The sequence below is a fragment of the Hyphomicrobium facile genome (genome assembly GCF_900116175.1).
In the GTDB taxonomy this organism is placed as follows: domain Bacteria; phylum Pseudomonadota; class Alphaproteobacteria; order Rhizobiales; family Hyphomicrobiaceae; genus Hyphomicrobium_B; species Hyphomicrobium_B facile.
This window is the reverse complement of the sequence record NZ_FPCH01000003.1, coordinates 460,665-485,140: the sequence shown is the minus strand read 5'-3', so window position 1 is coordinate 485,140 and position 24,476 is coordinate 460,665. Positions and strand designations below refer to the sequence as shown.

Sequence of the window (24,476 nt, the reverse complement as noted above, 5' to 3'; positions counted from 1 at the left end):
GAAACGCACCAATGGCAATCTTCATCAATGAAAAGACGCCGATCCTGATCCAGGGCTTCACCGGACGTATCGGCACGTTCCACGCGCAGGAAATGATCGACTACGGTTCGAACGTCGTCGGCGGCGTGACCCCCGGCAAGGGCGGCACGTCCCACCTCGGCCGGCCGGTGTTCAACACCGTCAAAGGCGCGGTCGACGAGACGGGCGCAGAAGCCTCGATCGTGTTCGTGCCGCCGCCGTTCGCGGCTGATGCGATCATGGAAGCGGCCGACGCCGGCATCAGATACTGCGTCTGCATCACCGACGGCATTCCCGCCCAGGACATGATCCGGGTGAAGCGCTACATGCGGCGCTACAAGAAGGAAAGCCGCATGGTCCTCACGGGGCCGAACTGCGCCGGTACGATTTCGCCCGGTAAAGCGATGCTCGGCATCATGCCCGGCCACATCTATCTTCCGGGCCGCGTCGGCATCGTCGGCCGGTCGGGCACGCTCGGCTACGAGGCTGCATCCCAGATGATGGCCCTCGGCATCGGCGTTTCGACCTCTGTCGGCATCGGCGGCGACCCGATCAACGGATCTTCGCATCGCGACGTTCTCGAAGCCTTCGAGAACGATCCCGATACGGATGCCGTTCTGATGATCGGCGAAATCGGTGGACCGCAGGAAGCCGAAGCCGGCGTCTTCGCCCAGGAGCACATGAAAAAGCCTGTGATCGCTTACATCGCAGGTCTTTCCGCTCCCAAGGGCCGCCGCATGGGCCACGCGGGCGCCATCGTTTCGGCGTTCGGAGAATCGGCTGCCGAGAAGGTCGAGATCCTCAAGGGCTGCGGCGTGACGATCGCCCCGACGCCTTCGGAGATGGGCGCGACCGTCGCGCAAGTCCTCGGCCGGATGAAAAAAGTCGCCTAAGATTGGTGCTGGCCGGAGCGAAGTTTTTTGCCTCCGGCCGCCCTCTCCGGTAATCTAATGAACTATGCACGAATACTGTCCCCTTTTAGGGACGTGGAGCCTTGGTGATGCAGGATACGACGCCGTCGGTTGGCTCGACCAAACTCGATGAAACCGAGCTGATCAACGAGCTGAAGCGTCTCAGAACTCAGATCCCCGACAATCCTTCGCTTAATCCGATTTTGAACGTCGCGTTCGACCTGTCGCGCCGGCTTGAATCGAATTTGGTGTCGTTTGATGAGGTCAAGGGTCTAGCGGGGCGATTGATGGATCGCGCCTGCGTTCGCCGGGCCCGCAGGCTTCGCGAAAAGATCGGCTACGTCGATCAGGCGACGACGCTCAAGGATTTCACGTCCTACGTCGAAAGGACGGCGAACGAATCCGGCAACTCCATTGAAGCCTTCGCCGAGCGGTGGTCTCGCGCCCGGACCGGCATCGTTCTGACCGCGCATCCGACCTTCGGCCTTTCCGACGCGCTTTATCGCCGTATGGTCGAGATTGCGGTCTCCGATCCGGCCGCTGACGTCTCGCTTGGCCTGCCGCACCGCCCCGAACAGGCGCTGACGCTGCGTCACGAACACAAGTGCGCCCAAGACGCGATCCGTAACCTGCGCAACGCGTACGAAGAGCTTCTGCACGGCTTCTATAGCGTTGCATCCCAGAAGTTCGGTGACGCGGCTTTCAAGGTGCGCCCGAAGATGACGACGTTCGCGTCCTGGGTCGGCTACGATCTCGACGGCCGGACCGACATCGCCTGGTCGTTCTCCTTCGAAGTTCGCCTCCGCGAAAAGCGCGCCGCGCTCGCCGACGTCCGCGAGCGCTTCGTCGTGCTGAAGCACAAGCTCGAAAGCGGCGATGCCGCTCAGCGCATTGCCCGCCAGATCGTCGGCAAGCTCGACCTCGGCATTGCGGCCGTCGACGAGCAGATCAAGGCGCTCGAGAGCTTTGCGAACGATGCCGATGGCCTCGCGAAAGCGGCGAACGTCATCACCAAGACGGACGGCTACAACCTTCTGACCGTCGAGCCGCTTCAGACGTTGTTCGACAATCTGATTGACGCCGTGGAAGCGCCTCAGATGAAGCGTGCGACAGCGGCGCTCGCCGGTCTCGTCGAGGCAACCGGTCTCGGCATGTCCCACATTCACTTGCGCATCAACGCGCTGCAGCTTCACAACGCATTCCGCGCCTACGTGCACGAGCCGTGGACCCGCGACCTGACCGAAAGCCAGTCGCTGGCCCGCATCGTGGACATGATCAAGAACTGCTCGCCGGAGACGGTGAACTTCGCGACGCTCGATCTCGAGACCGCGACGGCAATTCGCCAGTTCGCGCTCACGGCTCAGATCAAGAAGCACGTCGACAAGGAAACGCCGATCCGCTTCCTCATCGCCGAATGCGAATCGCCTGCGACCGTTCTGATCGCGGTCTTCTTCGCGAAGCTCTTCGGCGTCGACGACATCACCGATATCTCACCGCTCTTCGAGACGCCTTCGGGCTTGGAGAACGGCGCTCGCATCATGGAGCGCCTCGTCGAGGAAGAGGCCTATCGCAAGTACGTCGAGGGACGGAAACGCCTGAGCATCCAGACGGGCTTCTCCGACGCGGGCCGTTTCATCGGCCAGGTCCCGGCGACGCTCGCGGTCGAGCGCTATTACCACGGCCTGGCTGCGCTGATCGATAAGGCGAAGCTCGAGAATGTCGAGACGCTCGTCTTCTCGACCCACGGCGAGTCGATGGGCCGGGGCGCTCATCCGGGCAATCTCTACCGCCGCCTCCATTACGTCATGACGAACGAGGCACGCCGCCGCTTTGGCGCCGCCAACCTCCCCGTCAAGCACGAGACGAGCTTCCAGGGCGGCGACGGCTATATGTTCTTCGGCAATCGCGGGCTGACGACGCGCGCGCTGGCGACGATCGTGATGGACGGTGATATTCCGCCCGCCGAGACGGATCCGTTCTATTCGGAGCAGAATTTCAGCCTCGACTTCTTCCTTCGCCTCCGCGCCTTCCAACAGAAGCTTTTCGCGCACGATGGCTATCGCGCGGTGCTCGGAGCGTTCGGTCCCAATCTGCTGTTCAAGACAGGTTCGCGGCCGGTGAAGCGCCAAGGCGATCACGCGTCCGATCGCGGCAATCCCGCGCGCATGCGCGCCATCCCGAACAACGCCATCCTTCAACAGTTCGGTTACATCGCAAACGTCGTGGCGGGCCTTGGCACCGCGGTGGGCGACGATCGCGAGCGCTTCAAGAAGCTCGTGAAATCGTCGAAGCGTCTGCAATCGCTGCTGGCGATGATCGGATACGGCAAGACGATTTCGAGCCTCAACGCGATGGACGCCAATTCGCAGGTCTTCAATGCGGGGCTCTGGGCAGCCCGTGCATCGTGGGGCCGCGAGGAAGCGCTGAGCAGTGCCTTCCGTACGCTCGCAACGCACCTGCTGCCGGACGACCGGCACGGAGACATCTCCGAGCTCGTCCATCTCCTGCGCCTCGATGCGATCGATCTCCACGCGATCCTGTCCGATCAGAACATCGAGGATGGTCTCGTGCCCGACGAGAACCGGCTCGAGCTCGATCTGCTGCAGGCCATCAGGCTCGCGCTGATCATGCGCATCTTCATCCTCGCGGCGCAGCTGCCCCGCTTCGCTCCGCAGGATGGACTGTCTCACACGCAGGTTCTGGAAATGGCGCTGAGCCTCGAGATCCCCGAGGTCTTGAGCATTCTGCGCAGAGCCTTCCCGCACGATGCGAAGAATCTCGCCGGCAAAACCTTCGACGAGCCCGCCAGCTATCGCCCGCGCGGTATCGACGACTATGCCCGTCTGGAAACGGAAATCCTGACGCCGATGGAGATTTCGTACGAGTTCGTGCGCGAAATCGGCACTGGCATTTCGCACCACTTCGGCGCGTTCGGCTGAGAGACCTCAGACGTTATGCGGCCGCGCGGTTTCTCGCCGGCCGCTGCTACTTCAGGTCGACCGCGTGAAGCGCGAAAACTTCGCCCTCGCTCGTCTCGCTGTCCGGCCACAAAAACGGCAAGTCGGGCCGCGAGGCTTCAAGAGCTTCCTGGCCCGTGCCGATCTCGACGACGAGACTTCCGTCCGCCGAAAGCCGGCTCGGTGCGCCGTCCAAAATGCGCCTCACAAGGTCCATTCCGTCGACGCCGCCAATATGCGCAAGCGTCGGCTCAGCCTGATATTCAGGCGGAAATGCTGCAACCGCCTCCGCCGTTACGTAGGGCGGATTTGAGATAATGAGATCGTAGGTCGCGGGCGGAAGGCCCTCGAACAAATCCGCTTTGAAAGTGCGGATGCGTGTCTCCAAGCCATAGTCGGCGATGTTGCGTCGAGCGACGGCCAGGGCATCCTCGGAAATATCACTCGCGTCGATCTCGGCGTTCGGAAATGCAAGCGCCGCGAGAATGGCAAGGCAGCCCGAACCGGTGCAGAGATCGAGCACGCGCCGGACCGCGAGCGGGGCGGGCACGATTGTCCCGAGATGGTCCTGAACGAGGAGTTCCCCGATGAACGAGCGGGGCACGATCACGCGCTCATCCACGTAGAACTTATGTCCCTGGATGTAAGCGGCGTTCGTTATGTAGGCGGCTGGCTTCCGCGTCTCGATGCGTTTTGAAATGACCGCATTGACGGCCTCGCGTTCGGCCAAGGTCAGCCGGCAATCGAGCCAAGGGTTGATGTCTTCGATCGGCAGATCGAGCGTCGCGAGTATGAGATAAGCTGCCTCGTCGACCGCATTCGTCGTGCCATGCCCGTAGACAAGCCCGGCGCGGTTCATAGAGGTTACGGCGTATCGCAGCCAATCGCGAATACGAACAAGTTCATCGACTGGCGTCTGGCCGGCTTTCGCTGTCATGACGATAGAATAGCAAATCGTCTCAAGCTGTCGCCGGAAGCTCGTCGAACCTGATCAAACGGCGCTGATCCTCGTCCCAAAGCTTGAGACGCGCACACCGGATGCTGTCGCGCAGCGTCAGCCGGTTGATCGACTTCAACTCGGGGCTCGCCTCGAGACAAGCCGAAAGCCGGTAGTTCGGGATCGTGCTGTTGAGGTGATGAATGTGGTGCAGACCGATATTGCCGGTGAACCAGTTCAGGATCTTCGGCAATTGGTAATAGGACGACCCGAGCAACGCTGCGACCTGGAAATCCCAGCCTTCAGCCTTGTCCCACGTCGTCTCCTCGAACTGATGCTGAATGAAGAACAGCCAGCCGCCCGTCGCCGACGCGAGATGCAAAACCGGCAGTCCGACCCACAACACGTTGGCGAAGCCGAAGAAGTAGCAAAGGGGAGCATAGAGCGCCACGAGGCCGGCGTTGAGCGCCATCACGCTCTTCCAGGTGTCGCGCGGCGGCAGCGCGTGAAACCACGGCAACCGTTGCAGAATGAGGAAGTAGGCAGGCACGCCGAAGCCGAACAGGAACAGCGGATTGCGATAGAGCCTGTAGTGCAGCTTCCCGAACGTCGAGAGCTGCTGGTATTCTTTGACCGTCATAGTGTCGATGTCGCCTGCGCCGCGACGATCGAGATTTCCCGATGACGCATGATGGTGCGCATGCTCCCGCCGCCAGAGCCCATAAGGGGCGAGCGTGAACACGCTCATGCAGCGTCCGACGAAATCGTTGAGGGACCGGGAGGCGAAGAATGAGCCGTGGCCGCAATCGTGCTGGATGATGAAGGCGCGAACGACGAGCCCTGCAGCCGGGAAGGCAAGAAGCAGCGTCGCCCAGTAAGCATGTTCGACCGTCGCGAACATGACGCCGACGATGAGGACGAGCGGGACGAACGTCGTCAACAATTGCTGCACTGCGACCCGCGGGACCGCACCGCGGTATTTCTGACAGTGAGCTGCGAGCCGGCGAACACGCTGCTTCTGCGTTTCCGGCATGAGAGCCTGCGGCGTGGCTGTTGGTCGCGCGTCGCCGATCAAAATGTCGGCGCGGCTCTCCGCTCGCAAAGGCTGCTTAAGGCTTAAATTCAAAGATCTGGTCCTCTAGGAGTGGAATCGACAACCGTCCGCCCGACGGCGTCGCGTAGCATATTCGACGTGCTTCGCGAAATGCTGTTGACGCCATTTGCCTGAGGAATGCGTGCGCAGTGACGCATTTCTGGCGCAAAACACTCATGATTTCGGGCCGATGCTCATACGTGCGAAAAGAAGAGGGCCGGATTGTGCTCGGCCCTCTTGATTCGTTATCGCAGCGTCCATTCGCGCCATTCTCTCTAGAAGTGCTGGCCCCAGATTTCGACAATCGCTGAGCCTTTACCTTTCGCGGAGGAGTCGAAGAACCGTGAACGGTACTTCGCCTCGATGTGGTCGATGGACTGGCGGCGCTTGCCCCGGAGATCGATGGGCCCGTAGGTGCCGCCGGCATCCACACGCGTCCGGACCGGAACGATCTCTTCTTCGCCGTCGGTATAGACGACCTTCACCTCGTTAAGGGTGATCGCACGGTCCCGAACGGTAACCCTGATGCGACGGAAGCCGCCTTCATTGGAGCCGACCGGGATGATGTCTTTGTCAAACCCGATGAAGCCTGCGGTCTGCGCGCCGAGAAGCACCCAGCCCTGGTTATATTTGCGGCCTTCGCCATTCGGCCCGAGCCAACCAGGAGCATATTGTCCGAACACTTCGATCCGGGCCTGACCGTTGAAGCTCGGCCGCGAACGATAGACCAGCTGAATTTCCTTGATGAAGCGATCGCCTCTAAGATCGATCCAGTTGGTACGCGAGTTTTTCGGAATATCGGCGTTAACGGCAAGCGTGTCGCTTTCGCCGTTCGCGTAAACGACTTTCATCTCGTTGATGTGAATATCGTTGTCGAGCACGCGCAGCCGGATTTTTGCAAATTTGCCGACTTCGTTGCCAACCCGGATGACGTCGCGATCCGTCAGGAAGCCGACATACTGAGCGCCAAACAGGACATCGCCACCGGACGTTGCCTGTCCGGGCTTGGTCGGTGTCGCAACGGGGACCGTCGGCCGGACGGAGATATCGCCGGACGATGCGCTACCACGGCGATCGTCGTAGCGCACGGAGCCGCCGCGGCCGCTCCGATCCATTTGCCGGCCTTCTCTGTCTTGAATGCCGATGATCTGGAGCCGCCCGCGGCCGTAGCCGGGAACCTGCTCGATGACGATCTGATCGATGAATTTGCTGTCGTACGTCTGATTGATGGGTCGGCTGCGTTCGCCCCAGTACATGTCGATCTGACGGTCTTCATTCCAGACCGAGCCGTCGCTGTAGACGATCTGTACGTGCCGCACATCGAAGAGCTTACCCATCGCGTTCTTGATGCGAATGCCTTTGTAAGCCCCTTTCGCCTGGCGCACGTCGATCGTGTAGCGATCGAGGGCCAAGTCGACGTCCGTTTCAGAAATCAGGATCAGCTGATCGCCACGTTGCTGATGATGATGGCGATGATGGTGTCGCGTGTGCCGGGCTTCAGCGGCGGCGGTGATTGCGCCCGTGGCCAAAACGACGCTCAGCCCCAGTACCAGTTTGCGCAACATAAACATAATCCCTCTGATTACTAACGCCCGTGCCCCTTGCGGCGGCACTTTAGCGACGGCAAATAAAAAAGGCAGCGGGCAGACCGTCGTTCGGCTGTTCAAAAGACGACATGATGTGAATCTGCAACACAGAATCTGGCTGCGACGCCGACGAGGGGCGAGTGAGAGTCGGTTGGTAGCCAGTTGCGATCGGCTGGGACGGATCGGAGCCACATCCCCACGACAAATTTAAAAGCGCGCGAGAGGTGCTCTTGCGACTTCTGCGACTTTAGGCTGTACTGTCTGTGCAAAGATCTAGCGCCGCCTTCCGGCCTCGCGGCGCAAAGCCTCAACTTCCGGCCCGCAGTCTCCCCCGGCTGCGGGTATTTTTTTTTGGGCTAAAGCCGCGACCCGGTCAGGACCGGTCGGAAGACGAAAATCCCGCGGCCTTCGCTTCATCCTCGCTGCAGAACCAGCGCTCGCCGCGCTCCGGCCGGACCTTGGCGTTGGCGTAGGCGTCCGACCACGGCAGGGCGTAGACCTTTGACGAAGCCCTGACGACGCCCTTGATCGGGCAACCGTCTGGCGCCTGGCGTTTGGCCGCTTCCCAGGTCTGGTCGCGCCACGCTTGCGGGCGGACGACGTCGCCCTGCCAGATGCCGGCTTTGGCGTTGCGCGCGGCGGTCTCCTCGCTGGCGAGCGAGCTGAAATAGGAGCTGACGGCAAAGACGTATCCGTTTCGGACGAGCTGGGTCGCGACGTCGTTGCCGTCGACCGCGCAACGCACGAGCGTACGCCCGGCATCGTCCTGGCTCGAGTGGGTGCACGTCACCACGCGACCGCGGATGATCTTGTTGAGGCCGGTCTTGGCCGACGCCGCGCAGTTCCACCGGCGGCCATTGGCTCGCAAGCAGGGCTGTTGCGGTGCGGGCGCTTCAACCCCCTCGATACGCACGAGAGCGCCATCGACGCGCATCACATCGCCGGTGATTGCCGTCGCCGGTCCCGAGATCTCGGAGGAAATCGTTACCTGGCGGGCCCCACTGGGCGCGAGGTCGACAATGGCGGCGGCTCCGGCTCCCACGCCGTCGGCGCTGCGAAGCATAGGCCCGCCGACATAGATCAGGCCGATAGCCAGCGCCGCGCTGATCAGATGATGGGCCTTGATCGGGAAATTGCGGGCGATATCCGGCACCAACTTGGCCTTGTCGCGTGCCGCATCAATGGGAACGCGCAAAGCCCCGAGCACAGGGGCAAGAAGGCCGCCGAGTGAATCCTTGAGAACGCCCCAGAAGAACTTCGCCCACCGCGAGAGCTCGGAAAATACAGCTGCCGCAATATCGAGGAGCGCATCACCAAGGAACGCGAGCAACCGCGAAAGTTGCGAGCGCGCGGCGGAAACACCCGCGCGGCCGGCACCCACGCCTGCATCGGCGACGTTCTTGACTTTTTCGACGGCGGCGACGCGCACATCCTCGACCCGGCGCTGCCGGTCGGCACGGCGCACGAGAACGGTCGTGCGCACATACTCGCGCCATTCAAAGCCTTCGCTACGTCTACGCCACCCGAACATCGAGCGCTCCTCCCCGCATGATTCGGCTCTATTCAGTTTGGTGCGAATGATGGCGGCCCTTTGGCCCCAAAGTGCGCCCCACAGGCTTCTTCAATGTTCCCGTCGCGACTTTCGAAGCGGTTTAACGAAGGCGCTTACCGCTCGCAAGCGCAGGGCCGCGCCCTCGGCGGCCAAGCTCAATTGCGCTGCGCGATCTGTGCTTCTGGCAGCGACCACATCCTGATGACGCCGTCCTGACCACCTGTCAGTAGGGTATGGCCGTCGTTCGAGAAGGCCACGGTTTTGGCGCCGGAACCGGCGCCCGTGAGAGGAATGTAGGTTCGGAGCCGCTTCAGGCTTCTGATCCGGACGACGCCGTCCTCGGACGCGGACGCCATCAAATCATCGGAACTCGAAAATGCCAGCGATGTGATGCGCCCGCTGTGCCCCGTGAGCGTTCGCTGCATGCGATACGAAGACATCGATAACAGCCTGATAGAGCCGTCGAGACCACCCGCGACCAGCATGCTCCCGTCCGGTGAGAACCCGAGCTGAGAGATGAAATCGGAATTGTTGCGATAGATTCGCCGCGTCTCGCGCGTCTCGGCGTTCCAAACCCTGATGGCGCGATCGGCGCCGCCGGACGCAATCCATTGGCCCGCTGCGTCAGTGGCAAGAGCCTGGACGGCGTTTTCATGCCCTTGGAGGATTGCAGCGGGTGCGGCCTCGGAAGCCGTCTCCCACAACGCGACACTCCAGTCGTGACTTGCCGCTGCGATGCGATCCTCCGAGCCCGCGAAGGCGACGGACCATATGGTCGCGTCGTTGCGCTTGAACCGGTAGAGACGCCGCCGCGTGTCGAGGTCGTACACGCCGATCGCGCCGTTCGAATGTCCGGTAACGACGCGATTGTTGCGCACCGCGAGCGCGGTTGCCGGCCCGTCTTCAAGCGGGATCGAACCTTGCTGATAATGAGAATCGTAAGACCATATCTTGAGCCTCGATTCGTCGGACGCCGTGACGATCAAACGTCCGTCGCCGCTGAGGGCAAGCTCGTCGATTGCGCCGTCGTGGGCCTTGATCTGAGCCGTCTGCTTCAGCGACGGATCGTTATTTGCAGCAGGCTTCGTGATCGCCCCTGTCGTGATGGCATTGCCGCGGGCCGTAAGCAGCTGCGGAATACGATCATGGAATGCGAAGGCGACACCCACGATCGCCGCGGCAATGATGAGCCGCGTTTTGAGCCGCCGCAGGAAAGGACGCCGCCCGACATCCGGTTTCGGGCGGATCTTCGGCTTGGACTTGACCTTCTCGGCGACGACGCGCGGTGGCGGCGGCAATGGCGGCAGCTTCTCGGCCGGCTTCGGCTTCTCCGCCTTGACCTTCTCGACCTTCGCCTTTTCGGCGCGCAATGATTTTTTCGCAGCCGCCGGGGGCGGCGCTGGCGGTGCCGCGGGCGGTGCCGTCTGAGCGGCCTGCCGCTTTCCGGCCGACGGGTTCTTCAAGGCGTCGACAAAGTCCAGAAGAACGCCTTTGGGACCGGGCGCATCGGGCGGCGGCGGAACGGGCGCCATGGTGGCGGATTCCGCAACCCGCTGCGCCTCGTCATTGCGGCGGCGGACTTCCGTCTTCTCCTTGAAGCGCTGGAATATGCCGGGCTTCTCGGGCTCTGGCGCGAGAAGCGCACCCCGCCATTCCGCCACCGATTGCGGCCGTCCATCCGGCGTCAGCGACAGAGCCTGCTGGATAGCGTCGAGGAACGACGCGCGATACCCGCCGAGGGCCGCCTCGCGTACCGGCACCAGCTCGTCCTTGAGCATGCGCGACGGCGAGTCGGCTGGCCGCTTTCCGGTGACGGCATGATAGAGCGTCGCAGCGAACGCGTAGATGTCGGTCCAGGCGCCCTGCTGGCGGCTCGTCTCGGCATACTGCTCGTAGGGGCTGTAGCCGGGTTTGACGAGCGCTGACACCGTTTTGGTCTTCGAATGCGCGGCGATATCGCTTCGCGCGGCGCCGAAGTCGATAAGGACCGGATCGCCGTTGTTTCGAATGATGATGTTGTCGGGCGCGATATCGCGATGCAGGAAGTCCGCCTTATGGATGACCTCCAGCGCATCGAGCAGCGGCGCAACGATTTGATCGAGTTCTTTCTGCCGGGGCGCCCGCCCGAGGTCTTTCAACCAGGCTTTGAGATTCTTTCCTTCCTCGAAGCGCAACACCATGTAGGCCGTGTTGTTCGCCCGGAAGATCCGGTGCACCTTGACGATGTTGTGGTGGTCGAACTTCGCGAGCGTCTGAGCTTCTTCAATGAAGCGATCAAGACCCCAATTGTAGTCGCTCCTGCAACCCGATGAGCGCGGCGTGGCTTCGAGGCTGTCGGTTCTGAGCGCGAAATCGCTCGGGAAATATTCTTTGATGCTGACTTTGCGCGTCAGCTCCGGTTCGTCCGCGAGATACGTGACGCCGAAACCGCCTGCGCCGAGAACGCGCACGATTTTGTAATCGCCCGCGAGTTCCGTGCCGTCCGGTAAAGCGACAAGCTGCGTCATGGTCCTCGTGCGCGGGCCGTCCGCGCGCTTGCAATGATGCGCTTCTGACGATCGTTCTGATTTAGGCTCAGAGCCAGTACTACGTCTTGTCTCCGTTTTGTCCCAATGGCGCAAGAATGTGGCGTATCGACGGGCGATGAACCCGTGATGAATAAATCCACATGGTGTCGCCATTGAGCCATGTTGCCGCCGCCATCTCCGAACCTAAATCGCCCCACGCGATTGGGCGAATCATCATGCACGAGCAAATAACGACTCGATGCGCCGTAGCCGGTACGGCGATTCTGTCAGGCATGGCAGTCTTGACTTTCCCCGCCGATGTCAGCGGCGCAGAAAGTGTGGTCGATACGTCTCTCCACTTGGCGAGCGCCACGGAAGCGATGCTGTCCGAAGGCTATCGGGCCGCTCCCGCATTGATCCTCGGCCTTGTTCTCGCTGCGGTTTTGCCGGTTCTGACGATGCTCATGAAAATTTCTGAGCCCCTCCGGCGCTCGCCCGATGCAACGACGCGTTACCGGGCTGGGCGAGACGAAAGATTCGACGCGGCGGTCGCGAATGTCGAAGGTGGCCGCCGCCGGGCGCCCTTTGTTGAAATCGAAAGCACCGGCCGCAACCTGCGCTGCGCAATCCTGCGCGACATGCTGCGGATTGGCCGGGAGCACGACAACGACATTCGGATCCCGAGCAAGGCTGTGCATCGTTATCATGCAGCCATCCACCGTGATTCGGACGACTGGCACATCACCGACCTGACAGGTGTTGAAAGCAATGGTTTGATCGTCAACGGGCGGCGGTGCTGCGAAGCGCGGTTGAACGATGGCGATATTATTCAGCTGGGGCCCGGCAAGCTGCGTTTTCGTGCCGGTCTTGGATAGAACGCTCGAATAATACTCACGTTGTCGCCAAGGTTCTGTCCAGGTTCCAGTTCATTGCGTTTGACCAACGGTGTTCGACACTGCGGCAGTCTGTGCTTGTTTAAATCGGAGGGAGATTTTAATGGCCATCGAGCGCGGGGAAACGACCGCAGGAAACGAAGCGAAAGCCGTGAAACCGCACAAATTTCTTGGCTCCTTGAGAGATGCGCTGCTCGCGGCCGGCCGCGATGATACGGCGCCCGCTGGGGCCGCCCGCGCCAGAAGCCCCGATCCCGCCTCCGCTGCTGCACCGGCAAGCGCTCCTGCAGCGCCCGCCGCTGCAATCGCCGAAAAAGCCCCGCCCGTTCCCGCGCCAGCGCCCGAGACCCTCAGCGCCGAGGAAGCCGCGCGGTTGGCCCGAACACCACCCGCACCCAAAGTGCCGGACCTCGCCGCCGCTCCGAGTGACTCGGACCAGCCGCCAACCACACGCGTTATCCGCCCGGACCCAGCAAAGCCCCGCAAAATCGAGCCGGAGGCGCCCGCGCGCACCGTCCTGGTCCGGGGCAAGCAGAAAATCCAGCACGGAGTCTTCGAGCGCGATCCGGTCGTCGGCTTCCTTATCGTGGTCGGCGGCCCGGGCCTCGGCTCGTACCGGCCGATCTTCGAAGGCAATAATACGGTCGGCAGGTCGGCCGAAAATCGCATTCCGCTCGACTTTGGCGACGATGCCATCTCGAACGAAGCGCAGGCGTACGTCCGCTACGATTCGAGCGATCGGTCTTTCCTCTTCGTGCCAAACCTTGCTAAGACGAATGTCGTCTCTGTGAATGACAAGCGACCGGCAGGCCCCGTGCCGCTGCAGCCGATGGACGTAATAACATTCGGACGCACGCAAGTCGCATTTCTTCCGTTCTGCGGAAGTGACTTCGACTGGTCCGAGATATCCGAAGCTTAAGGATCGAATGCCGCCGTTCGAGCACGCAATCGCCGCGACGCGCGGAGCCCGGGACTATCAGGAAGACACCGCTGCCTTCATGTCTGACGGCAGCGAGCCGGTAGCTATGTCGAGCGAAGGTCCGGGGTTTGATCGGGGCGGCTTCGCAGTTCTGGCCGACGGCATGGGTGGCCACGCCGGGGGCGCGCTCGCGAGCAAGACCGTCTGCGAGAATTTTCTGGAATTCGTCGCATCCGCCAAGGGTGACGTGGGCGAGCGCCTCATCACAGGTCTCGGCGCGGCGAACGCCGCTGTCGCGAGCAAAATCTCCGAGAACCCTCTCCTTGCGGGAATGGGTTCGACGCTCATCGGCGCGGCCTTCGGACCGGCCGGCGTCGAATGGGTCAGCGTCGGCGATAGCCCGCTCTTTCTTTTCCGTCGCGGCGAGATGGCCCTTTTGAACGAGGATCACTCTCTCGCGCCCGAGCTTGATCGAATGGTCGCTGAAGGCAAATTGACTGCCGCCGAAGCACGCCACGATCCGCGCCGCCACATGTTGCGATCGGCAGTCACGGGCGAAGAAATCGATCTTCTCGATGTCTCGCAACAGCCATTGAAATTGGAGCCGGGCGATTATGTCGTTCTCGCGAGCGATGGCATCGCGACGCTTGAAACCGGTGAAATCGCCCGCGTCATTCAGGGCTACGCGAAGGACGGCGCATCCGCCGTGGCCAAAGCCATAATCCGCGCGATCGAAGCACTGCGCGAGCCTTATCAGGATAACGCGACCGTGCTCGTCGTGAGAGCGGTCGGCTAAACGATTTTCCACGAGCTTTTATTGTGATCGCTTATCGCTTGCCCGCTTAAGCGTGCGTGGAATTTTGCCCGCAGGCGAAAAGAACTGATTGAAATCAATATCGGCGCGGAGAAAGCAGCGCTGACTTTTTCATATTCTATGGCGAAGTCTCAGCCCCACCTTACGCAAATGTATACTGGCCGCCAGAAACTGGCAAAGAACCTTCCTTATTGCAGCGCCTGCCTGACGGCCGTTATGGCCGAAAGAAACGCGAAGGAGAGACATATGATTTCGAAGGTTCTCAGCGGCGCCGTACTTGCAGGTCTTCTGCTGTCCGTTTCGGCTCCGATCGTCGCTTATGCTGAAGATGCAGCGCCCAAGACCAAAGCCGACTGCAAGAAGGCTAAGGGCACGTGGGATAAAGCGACGAAAACCTGCACCGTGAAGAAGTAATTTCCGAAAATTTCGATTTTCAGAGAAAGCAGTGGGTTCTCGAACCCGCTGCTTTTTTTATTTCTTACGCACACCGACACGTGCAGTCACGAAAGGACGCGATACGCGGCAGCTGTATCGAGACGATGGAAGCACTTCGATAAGATAGCGACAGCGCCGCAATCCTGTTCTCGTCAAACAGCGCCGCAACGCCGAAAACGTCTCCCGCGCGATACGTCCGCTCGCCGTCATTGGGCCGCGTGTCGATTTTGCCAGAAAGAATGCCGGAAAGAATGAAAGACGCGGGCTTCGCGAAGCTCGCGAGGACTCGGCCTCTCGAGGCGCCGTACCCCCCGCGACGCGGGAAGATCTTGCGCCATACCGCTAACTGAGGCATCAGCGGATCGCCCGCTGGGCATCACGTCGAATTCCGATTTTTCGGCGGCCGGTGCTTGGCTTACCACCCATGACAGTCCACTATCGGGGCCCGCCCACAAGATTTGTGCACTGCCAATAAAAAAAGATTTCTCGGAGGAAAGCCGTGTCTGTCAAGTCCGACATAGAGATTGCGCGCGAAGCGAAGATTAAGCCGATCGCCGAAGTCGCAGCCAAAATCGGCGTGCCGTCGAATGCGCTCATTCCTTATGGGTGGACGAAGGCGAAGGTCTCCACCGATTACATCAACCAGATCCAGTCGAATAAGAACGGCAAGCTGATCCTCGTGACGGCGATCAGCCCGACGCCGGCGGGCGAGGGCAAGACGACGACGACGGTCGGCCTCAGCGACGGCTTGAACCACATCGGCAAGAAGGCGATCGCGGCGCTGCGCGAGCCGTCGCTCGGGCCGTGCTTCGGCGTCAAGGGCGGCGCGGCGGGCGGCGGTTACGCCCAGGTCGTGCCGATGGAGGACATCAACCTCCACTTCACCGGCGACTTCCACGCCATCACCAGCGCCCACAATCTGCTGTCGGCGCTGATCGACAATCACATCTACTGGGGCAACGCGCTGGGCATCGACCAGCGCCGCGTCGGCTGGAAGCGCGTGCTCGATATGAACGATCGCGCTCTCCGCTCGATCGTCAATTCCTTGGGCGGCGTCTCGAACGGCTTCCCGCGCGAGGACGGCTTCGACATCACCGTCGCCTCCGAGGTCATGGCCATCCTCTGTCTGTCGAAGGATCTCAAAGACCTCGAGAACCGCCTCGGCAACATCATCGTCGCCTACACGCGCGATAAGAAGCCGATCCGCGCCCGCGACTTGAAGGCCGATGGCGCCATGACGGTGCTCTTGAAGGACGCGCTGCAGCCGAACCTGGTGCAGACGCTCGAGAACAACCCCGTGTTCATCCACGGCGGTCCGTTCGCGAACATCGCGCACGGCTGCAACTCGGTGCTGGCGACGAAGACGGCGATGAAGCTTGCCGATTACGTCGTCACCGAAGCCGGCTTCGGCGCCGACTTGGGCGCCGAGAAGTTCTTCGACATCAAGTGCCGCAAGGCCGGCATCGCACCGTCCGTCGTCGTCATCGTCGCCACGGTGCGCGCGCTGAAGATGCACGGCGGCGTCGCCAAGGACGATCTCAAGGCCGAGAACGCGGCCGCGGTCGCCAAGGGCTGCGAAAACCTCAAGCGCCACATCGAGAACGTCAACAAGTTCGGTGTGCCGGCCGTCGTCGCGGTGAACAAGTTCATCACCGACACCGACGCCGAAATCGCCGAGGTGCAGAAGGCCGCCGAAAGCATGGGCACGAAGGCGTTCCTGTGCACGCACTGGGCCGATGGCGGCAAGGGCACGGAGGGTCTGGCGCATCACGTCGTCAAGGTGATCGACGAAGGCAAGGCGAACTTCAAGCCGCTCTATCCCGACGACATGAAGCTGCGCGACAAGGTGAAGACGATCGCGACGGAAATCTATCGCGCCGCCGACATCGCCTGCGATGCGAGTGTCGAAAATCAGTTCAAGGATCTCGAGGCCGCGGGCTTCGGGCACTTCCCGGTGTGCATGGCGAAGACGCAGTACTCGTTCTCGACCGACGCCTCGAAGCGCGGCGCGCCGACGGGCCACATCGTGCCGATCCGGGAGCTGAGGCTCTCCGCCGGCGCCGAGTTCATCGTCGTCGTCACGGGCGAGATCATGACGATGCCGGGCCTGCCGAAGGTTCCCGCCGCCGATTCCATCCGTCTCGACGACAAGGGCCAGATCCAGGGACTGTTCTAAACCTCCTATCGTCGTCTTCGGCCGACCGAACCGTCCGAGAACGACGAGGATCGAAACATATCAGCCATACGGGGCAGGTCGTATCGCGGCTTGCCCCGTTGCTTTAGGAAGTACGCGCTTCCCTCCGAGTTGATTGCCCCCCGAATGCGCCTTCTCCCTATCCTTGCCGCGAGCTGCTTTGTCAGCTCGATGTCGATGCGGATCATCGATCCCGTCGTGCCCGACATTTCTCGCGACCTCGGCGTCGATGCCGCGTCCGTCGCTATGCTGGCGTCGTTCTTCGCCTTTCCGTACGCGTTCGCGCAGCCCGTTCTCGGTGCGCTGGGTGACGCCGTCGGCAAAGCCCGCATCATCAAGATCGCACTTCTGATGCTTGCTTTGTGCCTAGCGGCTTCCGCTGCCGCGCCGACCCTCGATATGCTTGCATTCACGCGCCTCGTCGGAGGTGCGGCTGCGGGCGGCATTATTCCTTTGGCGTTTGCGATCGTCGGCGACGCGTTCGCCATGAACGAGCGCCAGATTGCATTGTCGCGCGTGCTGACGGCTATCATCGCTGGCAACCTTGCAGGCTCGATCGGCGCCGGTTTCGTGGCATCCGAGTTCGGCTGGCGGATTTCCACTCTGGTCGCGGCGGGTCTCACACTGGCGGCTCTTGTCGTGACGGTGTGGCAGTTGCGGCCGCCCGTTCCGCCCCGATCGCAAGAGCGTCGTCGTGGCGAGTTCATCGATGGCTACCGGGTGGTGTTCGCCAATCCGCTATCCGTCGTTTGCTTCGCCGCGGTGTTCGTCGAAGGTATCGTGATCTTCGGCCTTTTTCCTTACGTCGCGGTCCTGCTCGAACAGCGCGGCGCCGGTGGCCTAAGAGAAGCGGGCTTTGTCCTCTCGGGGTTCGCGCTCGGCGGCTTCATTTATACGGTTATGGTGCGCCTGATGCTGGGGCGGCTCGGGCTTTACAACTTGATCACGGCAGGTGGCGTTGTTTCCGGCCTCGGTCTTGCGATGCTGTCGTTGGGAACCTCTTGGCCGGCCGAAATGGCGATCTTCGTCGTCGTCGGCGTCGGCTTCTACATGATCCATAACTCGCTGCAGACGCAGGCGACCGAACTTGCGCCGAGCCATCGGGGTTCCGGCGTCGCCGCGCACGCATTCTTTGTCTTCCTGGGCCAAGCCTTCGGTCCGTTGGCTTACGGGACTGGGCTCGACAGCGCTGGTACGCTGGCGACGATGCTCGTCGCAGGAACCGCGATGGGGATGCTCGGCGTTCTGACGGCGTGGGGCCTGAAATCGAGGGCGGCCCCGCCCGTCCTGGGCGTCACCGACTCGGCGCGACCGTAATCCGCTCACGCTTTGAGGCAGCGGCCGGTGTGTGCTGAGCAATGCCGGAATTTTATGCTCCGAACGCCGTGCGCTGCATAATTCAGAAGCAAATTGATGCTGATGTGGGTACTAAGGTCCAGAGTTTCCGGGCTTTCCGTAAACTGGCCTAGGCTTTGCGATGCCGATCCCAAAAACATCGTGACTGGAGGGTGGTCTTGGTCGCGGCATTCGACGAAATGAACGGCTTCGGCGGCGAGGTGCGTGCACCGTATCGCGCGCTCGCCGAGTGGCTCGGCGTTCAGCATCTCGATACGCTTCGACAGAAGTCGGCCGAAGCGGAGGTGCTCTTTCGCCGGTCCGGCATCACCTTTGCCGTTTACGGCGCCGAGGAAGCCGGCGAGCGGCTCATCCCATTCGACATCCTTCCACGGATCATCGCGGCGGAGGAATGGCGCCGTCTCGAGCTTGGCATCGAGCAACGCGTCAGGGCGCTCAACGCGTTTTTGTACGACATCTACCACCGGCAGGAGATCCTGAAGGCTGGCAAGATCCCCGAAGAGCTCATCACGCAGAACTCGGCCTTTCTGCCGGAGATGATTGGCGTCGACCCGCCGCGCGGCGTCTACAGTCACATCATCGGCGTTGATCTCGTCCGCACCGGCGAGAACGAGTTCATGGTCCTCGAAGACAATACCCGCACGCCGTCCGGCGTCTCCTACATGCTGGAGAACCGCGAGACGATGATGCATCTCTTCCCCGACCTCTTCAGCCGCAATCGGGTGAGGCCGGTCGAAAATTATCCGGACGCCCTCCTGAAGACGCTCGAAAGCGTCGCGCCTGGAAACCTCGATGCCGAGCCGACGATCGCGCTGTTGACGCCCGGCGTCTATAACAGCGCCTATTTCGAACACTCGTTCCTTGCCGACCAGATGGGCGTGGAACTGGTCGAAAGCTCCGATCTCGTCGTTATCGACGGTCTTCTCCGCATGAAGACGACCGAGGGGCTGAAGCGCGTCGACGTTCTTTATCGCCGCGTCGACGACGATTTTCTCGACCCTCTCGTTTTCGACCCGACGTCCCTGCTTGGTGTGCCCGGCATATTCGATGTCTACCGTTCCGGCCGCGTGACGATCGTCAACGCTCCGGGCGCAGGTATCGCCGACGACAAGGCGATTTACAGCTATATTCCCGCGATTATCGAGTTCTACACCGGCAAGCAGCCGATCCTCGCCAACGTCGAAACATACAACTGTCGAGAACCGGCGAGCCTCAAGTATGTGCTCGAACATCTGGCGGAGCTTGTCGTCAAGGAAGTTCACGGGTCCGGCGGCTACGGTATGCTCGTCGGTCCGAAGTCGACGAAGGATCAGATCGAGACTTTCCGGGCGAAGCTCGTCGCTAATCCAAGTAATTATATCGCCCAGCCGACGCTTTCGCTTTCGACATGTCCAACGCTCGCCGACTCGAGCGTTGCGCCCCGGCATCTCGACTTGCGTCCCTTCGTGCTCATTGGCGATCAGGTGCGGCTGATGCCGGGAGGGTTGACACGCGTTGCTCTGAAAAAGGGTTCGCTCGTAGTCAACTCGAGCCAGGGTGGCGGCACCAAGGACACATGGGTGCTGCAGGAATAGTTTCGGAATGCTTGGACGTACGGCAAACGATCTCTACTGGCTGTCGCGCTATATCGAGCGCGCGGAGAATATCGCTCGCCTCCTCGAGGTCGGCTATCGCATCGTGCTGCTACCGCGCGAGGGCGAAGGCTTTCACGAGGAATGGCGCTCGACGCTGGAAAGCGCGGGCTGCCTCCAAGGGTACGTGCAACGGCATGGCGAGCTGCTGACTCAGAACGTCATCGACTACATGCTGTTCGACACGTCCAATCCGTCGAGCATCGCATCTTGCCTTGCGAGCGCCCGCCGCAACGGCCGCGCTCAGCGGACAGCACTTACCCGCGAAATGTGGGAAAGCTTGAATAGCGCTTGGCTCGAATTCTCCGCGATCCGTCCGGCGACCGTCACGTCGAACTCGCTTCCCGAGCTTCTGGATTGGGTGCGCTCGCGCTCCGCGCTCTATCGCGGCGCTCTGCTGAATACGATTTTGCGCAACGATACGTTTTATTTCAGCCAAGTTGGAACGTTCATCGAGCGCGCCGACAGCACGGCACGTATTCTTGACGTCAAATACTATCATCTCCTGCCGTCGAGCGAGATGGTCGGCAGCGAGAAGGACAACTATCAGTGGGCGGCGCTGTTGCGTTCGGTGTCGGCACATCGCAGCTATCGCTGGGTCTTCAAGGATCATTACCGCCCGCTCAAGATCGCGGACTTCATGATTCTCAATCGTCAGATGCCGCGCTCTCTTCGCTCTTGCTACGACGAGCTGACGGCCGCCCTTCGTGACCTCGCGGTCTTTTATGGCGTCAGGCACGATTGCCAGATGACGGCGGAATCGACGCGCGATCTGCTGCTCGAAGCCGACATGCACAACATTTTTCAATCTGGGCTGCACGAGTTCGTGCAGGACTTCATAGGCAGAAACAACAAGCTCGGTAACGAGATCTCTACCGCTTATCACTTTAGCGATTGAGGGTCCGGCGATGCGTATTTCGATTGGGCATGTGTCGCGTTACGTCTACAGCGAGCCGACGAAATATTCCATTCTCGCTCTGCGCCTCACGCCGCCGTCGTTTCAAGGGCAGCGCGTGGTTGAATGGCGCGTCAGCGCTCCGGGCATCGACGCGGTGAAGCCTTTCCGTGATGGCTTCGGTAACATGGTGCATCTCACGAGCTGCACGGAAGAGCACTACGAGTCTCTGATCATCGCGAAAGGTGTCGTCGAGACTGAAGATCGCGCCGGCGTCGTACGCGGTTTTTCCGATCCCGCGCCCATTAGGGTCTACCGCCGTCAAACCGCGAAGACCGCCGTAACTGACGAAATTCGCGCCCTCTGCCGAGCCGCAGGCGCCAAGCTCGACATTCGTGGAATGCACAACCTGATGCATGCCGTGCGCGATGCCGTGGAATACCGGATCGGCGCGACGAACGCGCATACGACCGCCGCCGAAGCATTGAGGGACGGCGAAGGCGTCTGCCAGGATCACGCGCACGTCTTCATTGCCGCCGCACGAGCACTTAATGTTCCGGCCCGCTACGTCAGCGGCTATTTCCTGTCGGGAGCAGACGAGCCGTCAGACGCCAATCACGCCTGGGCGGAAGTGTGGCTCGAAGGGCTGGGATGGGTTGGCTTCGACCCCGCTAATCGGATATGTCCCACCGAGAAATATGTACGGCTCGCCTCGGGGCTGGACGCGACATGTGCAGCTCCCATTCGCGGCTCTCGACGGGGCATCGCAAACGAAGAGCTTGACGTGATCGTCGAAGTTCAGCAGCAGAGCAGCCAGCAACAGTAGCCGCCTGCCGGTCTGGAGATCTTGTAATGACATACGCCGTAGCATTCCGCCTGGAGAGCGGACTCGTGTTTGCGGCGGATACGCGCACGAATGCCGGTGTCGACAACATTGCCCAATATAAAAAACTGCAGCTCTGGCGCCGCCCGGGAGATCGGGTGCTCGTTCTTTTGGCCGCCGGAAATCTCGCGGTGACGCAGGCCGTCGTCAGTTTGCTGAATGAGCATCTCGCGGAAGAGGAAGCCGGCGAAGATGCGGCAACGCTCTATACCGCGCCCAACATGTACCGCGCCGCGCGCGTCGTCGGCGACGCCATTCGCGAGGCGCGCCGCATCGATGGCGCGGCCCTCGAAGCAAGCAAGCTCGGCTTCAATACCAACTTCATCTTCGGCGGTCAGATCAAAGGCGAACGGCCCCGCCTCTTCCAGATCTACCCGGAAGGCAACTTCATCGAAGCGACGGACGATACGCCGTTCTTTCAAATCGGTGAGCACAAGTACGGCAAGCCGATCCTCGATCGCGTCGCACGCTCCGATATGCGTCTCGGCGAGGCAGCGAAGCTCATGCTCCTGTCGTTCGATTCCACGTTGCGATCGAACCTTTCCGTCGGCATGCCGATCGATCTTGTCATCTACGAGCGCGATTCATTCGATGTGACGCGCGAGAAGCGCATCAGCGCGGATGACGAATATTTTCGTCAGCTTTCGAGTTCGTGGTCCGACGCGCTGCGGCAGGCATTCTCCAAGATCGAGGAGTTCGACGTCTGATCGGCGTCGGTTTTTGCCGCGATTGATTAACGTCCATAAACCGCTGCAGATTGGTGGAGGCGCGTCTTTGTGACCCTCCGCTCGCGCGGAGTTATGTTGCACCCCAGCAAAAAAACGGCGACTTGCCTATGCACAGATCGAACTGAAACTGCAGTCTCGCTTCTGTCCATCAAGTAAGCTTAGATGTGACTGGCGCGGCGAAGGGCAGGTGAGCGCTGGAAGGGCATAATGGGTCTCGCGACACTCAAAGAATATCTTTCGAATTGGACGCTGGATGGCCGCACGCGCGGCCAGGTCGCAGACACCGTCCTCGCGATCGCAGAAGCGAGCGTCCGTCTGTCGGAAGTTGTCGCTCGCGGTGCACTCGGCGCCAAGCTTGGCCGGGTCGTTGCCCGTGCAGGCGAGGTCGATGAGCAGAAGGAAGTCGACGTCCTCGCCAACGACATCTTCATCGAGGCGCTGAAGGGTCAGCCCGTCGCAGCGTTGGCTTCCGAGGAAGCAGAGCAACCGATTTCAATTGGAGATGACGGCGCGCTCCTGGTCGCCACCGATCCGCTGGATGGCTCATCGAATGTCGATGCCAACGTTTCAGTAGGAACGATCTTCTCGGTTCTTCCGCGTCATCCGTCGTCTAAGGGCGAGGCGGCATTTCTTCGGCCGGGTTCGCATCAGCTCGCAGCGGGCTTTTTCGTGTATGGCCCGCAAACCGTTCTGGCGCTGACAGTCGGCCACGGCACGCAGATCTTCACCCTCGATCGCGAGACCCGCACCTATCGTTTGACGACGCGTAACGTCGCGATCCCTGCGGAAGCCAGCGAGTACGCCATTAACGCTTCCAACGCTCGGCACTGGGACGACCCGATCCGCATCTATATTCACGACTGCGAGAACGGCGCCAACGGACCCCGCGGCCATGATTTCAACATGCGATGGACAGGCTCACCGGTGGCGGACATTTACCGGATCCTGACGCGGGGCGGAATTTACCTTTATCCTGGCGATCGCCGGAAGGGGTTCCACCAAGGTCGCATTCGCCTGATCTACGAAGCCAATCCGTTGGCCTGGATCGTGGAGCAGGCGGGCGGGCGTGCGACGACCGGAAGAGAGCGTGTGCTGGACGTTGTGCCGGCCGCCCTCCATCAGAAAACGCCGCTGATCTGCGGCTCACGCGATGAGGTGGATCGAGTTATGCGCATTTACAGCGGCCAGGAATTCAAGGGCGAACGCTCACCGCTATTCGGCCGCCGCGGCCTGTTCAGGGCGCTTCCATGAGCATTTCAACCGTGAACCGCAGCGCATCGAGCCTCCGCAATGTCGATTAAGCATCCGATCATATCCGTCACCGGTTCTTCAGGCGCGGGAACGACGTCGGTGCGGCAGACCTTTGAAAATATCTTCCGGCGCGAGCACGTGCGCGCGGCTTTTGTGCAGGGTGACGCCTTTCATCGCTACGATCGCTGCGGCATGGAAAAGGCGATGAAGGAAGCAGCGAAACGGGGCAACCCCAATTTCAGCCACTTCGGCCTCGAGGCAAACCTCATCGAGGAACTCGAGACGCTCTTTCAAACTTATTCGGAGAGCGGCAAGGGCCTGATCCGTCATTACATCCATGACGATGCGGAAGAGCGCGCGTTCGGAACACCCATCGGCAGCTTCACGCCTTGGACCGATATCGAACCCGACACCGATCTCTTGATGTACGAAGGCCTGCACGGTGCCATCGTGACCGGCACGTGCGATGTCGCCCGTCACGCCGACCTGAAAATCGGCGTCGTACCGGTGATCAACCTCGAATGGATCCAGAAGATTCAGCGCGACCGTTCCGAACGCGGCTATACGACCGAAGAAGTGACGCAATCGATTCTGCGACGCATGCCGGACTACGTGCAGTACATCTGCCCGCAGTTTACGCAGACGGACATCAATTTTCAGCGCATTCCGACCGTCGATACGTCGAACCCGTTCATTGCGCGCTGGATCCCGACGCCGGACGAATCGATGGTGATCATTCGGTTCAAGGAGCCGCGCGGCATCGATTTCGCGTATCTCCTGTCAATGATCGGCGACAGCTTCATGTCGCGTGCCAATTCAATCGTTATTCCTGGTAGTAAGCTCGATCTCGCCATGCAGCTCATTCTGACGCCGCTGATCCTGCAACTCGTCGAGCGCCGCCGCCGAGTGATGTGAT

General features: G+C 61.2%; 20 protein-coding genes. 14 read left to right on the top strand and 6 right to left on the bottom strand.

Annotated elements, in window-relative coordinates; all coding sequences use genetic code 11:
* Positions 1 to 11 precede the first annotated feature (11 nt).
* Positions 12 to 911, top strand: a complete 900-nt coding sequence (gene sucD / locus BM399_RS15355) for a succinate--CoA ligase subunit alpha (protein ID WP_092868633.1) — start codon at positions 12 to 14, stop codon at positions 909 to 911.
* A gap of 107 nt (positions 912 to 1,018) precedes the next feature.
* On the top strand, positions 1,019 to 3,868 hold the full coding sequence (locus BM399_RS15350) for a phosphoenolpyruvate carboxylase (RefSeq protein ID WP_092868632.1): 2,850 nt from the start codon (positions 1,019 to 1,021) through the stop codon (positions 3,866 to 3,868).
* Positions 3,869 to 3,914: 46 nt separating this feature from the next.
* Here the strand turns inward: BM399_RS15350 and prmB are convergent, their stop codons facing one another.
* The 5 genes from prmB to BM399_RS15325 all read right to left on the bottom strand — a co-directional run bounded on the left by prmB (position 3,915) and on the right by BM399_RS15325 (position 11,561).
* Positions 3,915 to 4,823 (bottom strand): 50S ribosomal protein L3 N(5)-glutamine methyltransferase, encoded by a 909-nt coding sequence (gene prmB / locus BM399_RS15345; protein WP_092868631.1) that lies wholly within the window; start codon positions 4,821 to 4,823, stop codon positions 3,915 to 3,917.
* Between the two features lie 22 nt (positions 4,824 to 4,845).
* Entirely contained in the window at positions 4,846 to 5,949 is a 1,104-nt protein-coding gene (locus BM399_RS15340) for a fatty acid desaturase (protein WP_092868630.1), read from the bottom strand.
* A gap of 242 nt (positions 5,950 to 6,191) precedes the next feature.
* Positions 6,192 to 7,481 carry a DUF2541 family protein gene (locus tag BM399_RS15335; protein ID WP_092868629.1) on the bottom strand — a complete coding sequence of 430 codons (1,290 nt, stop codon included), beginning with the start codon at positions 7,479 to 7,481 and terminating at the stop codon, positions 6,192 to 6,194.
* Between the two features lie 394 nt (positions 7,482 to 7,875).
* Positions 7,876 to 9,033, bottom strand: a complete 1,158-nt coding sequence (locus BM399_RS15330) for a thermonuclease family protein (RefSeq protein ID WP_092868628.1) — start codon at positions 9,031 to 9,033, stop codon at positions 7,876 to 7,878.
* A 176-nt stretch (positions 9,034 to 9,209) separates the two neighbouring features.
* Positions 9,210 to 11,561, bottom strand: a complete 2,352-nt coding sequence (locus tag BM399_RS15325) for a serine/threonine-protein kinase (RefSeq protein WP_092868627.1) — start codon at positions 11,559 to 11,561, stop codon at positions 9,210 to 9,212.
* A 293-nt stretch (positions 11,562 to 11,854) separates the two neighbouring features.
* On the opposite strand from BM399_RS15325, the gene BM399_RS15320 reads away from it, so the two are divergent.
* The 4 genes from BM399_RS15320 to BM399_RS21250 all read left to right on the top strand — a co-directional run bounded on the left by BM399_RS15320 (position 11,855) and on the right by BM399_RS21250 (position 14,601).
* Positions 11,855 to 12,436, top strand: coding sequence for an FHA domain-containing protein (locus BM399_RS15320; protein WP_244531284.1), 582 nt, complete (start codon positions 11,855 to 11,857; stop codon positions 12,434 to 12,436).
* Between the two features lie 121 nt (positions 12,437 to 12,557).
* A complete protein-coding gene (locus tag BM399_RS15315) occupies positions 12,558 to 13,373 on the top strand; it encodes an FHA domain-containing protein (RefSeq protein WP_092868626.1) in 816 nt (271 codons plus the stop codon).
* Positions 13,374 to 13,380: 7 nt separating this feature from the next.
* Positions 13,381 to 14,169, top strand: a complete 789-nt coding sequence (locus BM399_RS15310; RefSeq protein ID WP_092868625.1) for a PP2C family protein-serine/threonine phosphatase — start codon at positions 13,381 to 13,383, stop codon at positions 14,167 to 14,169.
* 264 nt (positions 14,170 to 14,433) lie between these two features.
* Positions 14,434 to 14,601, top strand: coding sequence for a hypothetical protein (locus BM399_RS21250; RefSeq protein ID WP_177228184.1), 168 nt, complete (start codon positions 14,434 to 14,436; stop codon positions 14,599 to 14,601).
* Between the two features lie 64 nt (positions 14,602 to 14,665).
* Here the strand turns inward: BM399_RS21250 and BM399_RS15300 are convergent, their stop codons facing one another.
* Complete coding sequence (locus BM399_RS15300; RefSeq protein ID WP_092868623.1) at positions 14,666 to 14,977, bottom strand: cyclic nucleotide-binding domain-containing protein; 312 nt, start codon at positions 14,975 to 14,977, stop codon at positions 14,666 to 14,668.
* A gap of 144 nt (positions 14,978 to 15,121) precedes the next feature.
* Between BM399_RS15300 and BM399_RS15295 the strand changes: the two genes are divergently transcribed.
* The 8 genes from BM399_RS15295 to BM399_RS15260 all read left to right on the top strand — a co-directional run bounded on the left by BM399_RS15295 (position 15,122) and on the right by BM399_RS15260 (position 24,475).
* A complete protein-coding gene (locus BM399_RS15295) occupies positions 15,122 to 16,798 on the top strand; it encodes a formate--tetrahydrofolate ligase (RefSeq protein ID WP_092868622.1) in 1,677 nt (558 codons plus the stop codon).
* A 144-nt stretch (positions 16,799 to 16,942) separates the two neighbouring features.
* Positions 16,943 to 18,133, top strand: coding sequence for an MFS transporter (locus tag BM399_RS15290; protein ID WP_092868621.1), 1,191 nt, complete (start codon positions 16,943 to 16,945; stop codon positions 18,131 to 18,133).
* Positions 18,134 to 18,351: 218 nt separating this feature from the next.
* Positions 18,352 to 19,746, top strand: coding sequence for a circularly permuted type 2 ATP-grasp protein (locus BM399_RS15285; RefSeq protein ID WP_177228207.1), 1,395 nt, complete (start codon positions 18,352 to 18,354; stop codon positions 19,744 to 19,746).
* A gap of 7 nt (positions 19,747 to 19,753) precedes the next feature.
* Positions 19,754 to 20,701, top strand: a complete 948-nt coding sequence (locus BM399_RS15280; RefSeq protein WP_092868620.1) for an alpha-E domain-containing protein — start codon at positions 19,754 to 19,756, stop codon at positions 20,699 to 20,701.
* Positions 20,702 to 20,711: 10 nt separating this feature from the next.
* Positions 20,712 to 21,524: a transglutaminase family protein gene (locus tag BM399_RS15275; protein WP_092868619.1), complete on the top strand. Its 813-nt coding sequence runs from the start codon at positions 20,712 to 20,714 to the stop codon at positions 21,522 to 21,524.
* A gap of 26 nt (positions 21,525 to 21,550) precedes the next feature.
* Positions 21,551 to 22,288 (top strand): proteasome-type protease, encoded by a 738-nt coding sequence (locus BM399_RS15270; protein WP_092868618.1) that lies wholly within the window; start codon positions 21,551 to 21,553, stop codon positions 22,286 to 22,288.
* 228 nt (positions 22,289 to 22,516) lie between these two features.
* The gene (locus BM399_RS15265; RefSeq protein ID WP_092868617.1) at positions 22,517 to 23,560 is read left to right on the top strand and encodes a class 1 fructose-bisphosphatase; all 1,044 of its coding nucleotides are present in this window, start codon (positions 22,517 to 22,519) and stop codon (positions 23,558 to 23,560) included.
* Positions 23,561 to 23,599: 39 nt separating this feature from the next.
* Positions 23,600 to 24,475, top strand: a complete 876-nt coding sequence (locus BM399_RS15260; RefSeq protein WP_092868616.1) for a phosphoribulokinase — start codon at positions 23,600 to 23,602, stop codon at positions 24,473 to 24,475.
* Position 24,476 lies beyond the last annotated feature (1 nt).

Excerpts from the sequence above, each read along its gene's own strand:
- sucD (WP_092868633.1), top strand. The coding sequence starts at position 12 with ATGGCAATCTTCATCAATGAAAAGACGCCGATCCTGATCCAGGGCTTC.
- BM399_RS15350 (WP_092868632.1), top strand. The coding sequence starts at position 1,019 with ATGCAGGATACGACGCCGTCGGTTGGCTCGACCAAACTCGATGAAACC.
- prmB (WP_092868631.1), bottom strand. The coding sequence starts at position 4,823 with ATGACAGCGAAAGCCGGCCAGACGCCAGTCGATGAACTTGTTCGTATT.
- BM399_RS15335 (WP_092868629.1), bottom strand. The coding sequence starts at position 7,481 with ATGTTGCGCAAACTGGTACTGGGGCTGAGCGTCGTTTTGGCCACGGGC.
- BM399_RS15330 (WP_092868628.1), bottom strand. The coding sequence starts at position 9,033 with ATGTTCGGGTGGCGTAGACGTAGCGAAGGCTTTGAATGGCGCGAGTAT.
- BM399_RS15325 (WP_092868627.1), bottom strand. The coding sequence starts at position 11,561 with ATGACGCAGCTTGTCGCTTTACCGGACGGCACGGAACTCGCGGGCGAT.
- BM399_RS15320 (WP_244531284.1), top strand. The coding sequence starts at position 11,855 with ATGGCAGTCTTGACTTTCCCCGCCGATGTCAGCGGCGCAGAAAGTGTG.
- BM399_RS15315 (WP_092868626.1), top strand. The coding sequence starts at position 12,558 with ATGGCCATCGAGCGCGGGGAAACGACCGCAGGAAACGAAGCGAAAGCC.
- BM399_RS15310 (WP_092868625.1), top strand. The coding sequence starts at position 13,381 with ATGCCGCCGTTCGAGCACGCAATCGCCGCGACGCGCGGAGCCCGGGAC.
- BM399_RS21250 (WP_177228184.1), top strand. The coding sequence starts at position 14,434 with ATGATTTCGAAGGTTCTCAGCGGCGCCGTACTTGCAGGTCTTCTGCTG.
- BM399_RS15300 (WP_092868623.1), bottom strand. The coding sequence starts at position 14,977 with ATGCCTCAGTTAGCGGTATGGCGCAAGATCTTCCCGCGTCGCGGGGGG.
- BM399_RS15290 (WP_092868621.1), top strand. The coding sequence starts at position 16,943 with ATGCGCCTTCTCCCTATCCTTGCCGCGAGCTGCTTTGTCAGCTCGATG.
- BM399_RS15285 (WP_177228207.1), top strand. The coding sequence starts at position 18,352 with ATGAACGGCTTCGGCGGCGAGGTGCGTGCACCGTATCGCGCGCTCGCC.
- BM399_RS15280 (WP_092868620.1), top strand. The coding sequence starts at position 19,754 with ATGCTTGGACGTACGGCAAACGATCTCTACTGGCTGTCGCGCTATATC.
- BM399_RS15275 (WP_092868619.1), top strand. The coding sequence starts at position 20,712 with ATGCGTATTTCGATTGGGCATGTGTCGCGTTACGTCTACAGCGAGCCG.
- BM399_RS15270 (WP_092868618.1), top strand. The coding sequence starts at position 21,551 with ATGACATACGCCGTAGCATTCCGCCTGGAGAGCGGACTCGTGTTTGCG.
- BM399_RS15265 (WP_092868617.1), top strand. The coding sequence starts at position 22,517 with ATGGGTCTCGCGACACTCAAAGAATATCTTTCGAATTGGACGCTGGAT.
- BM399_RS15260 (WP_092868616.1), top strand. The coding sequence starts at position 23,600 with ATGTCGATTAAGCATCCGATCATATCCGTCACCGGTTCTTCAGGCGCG.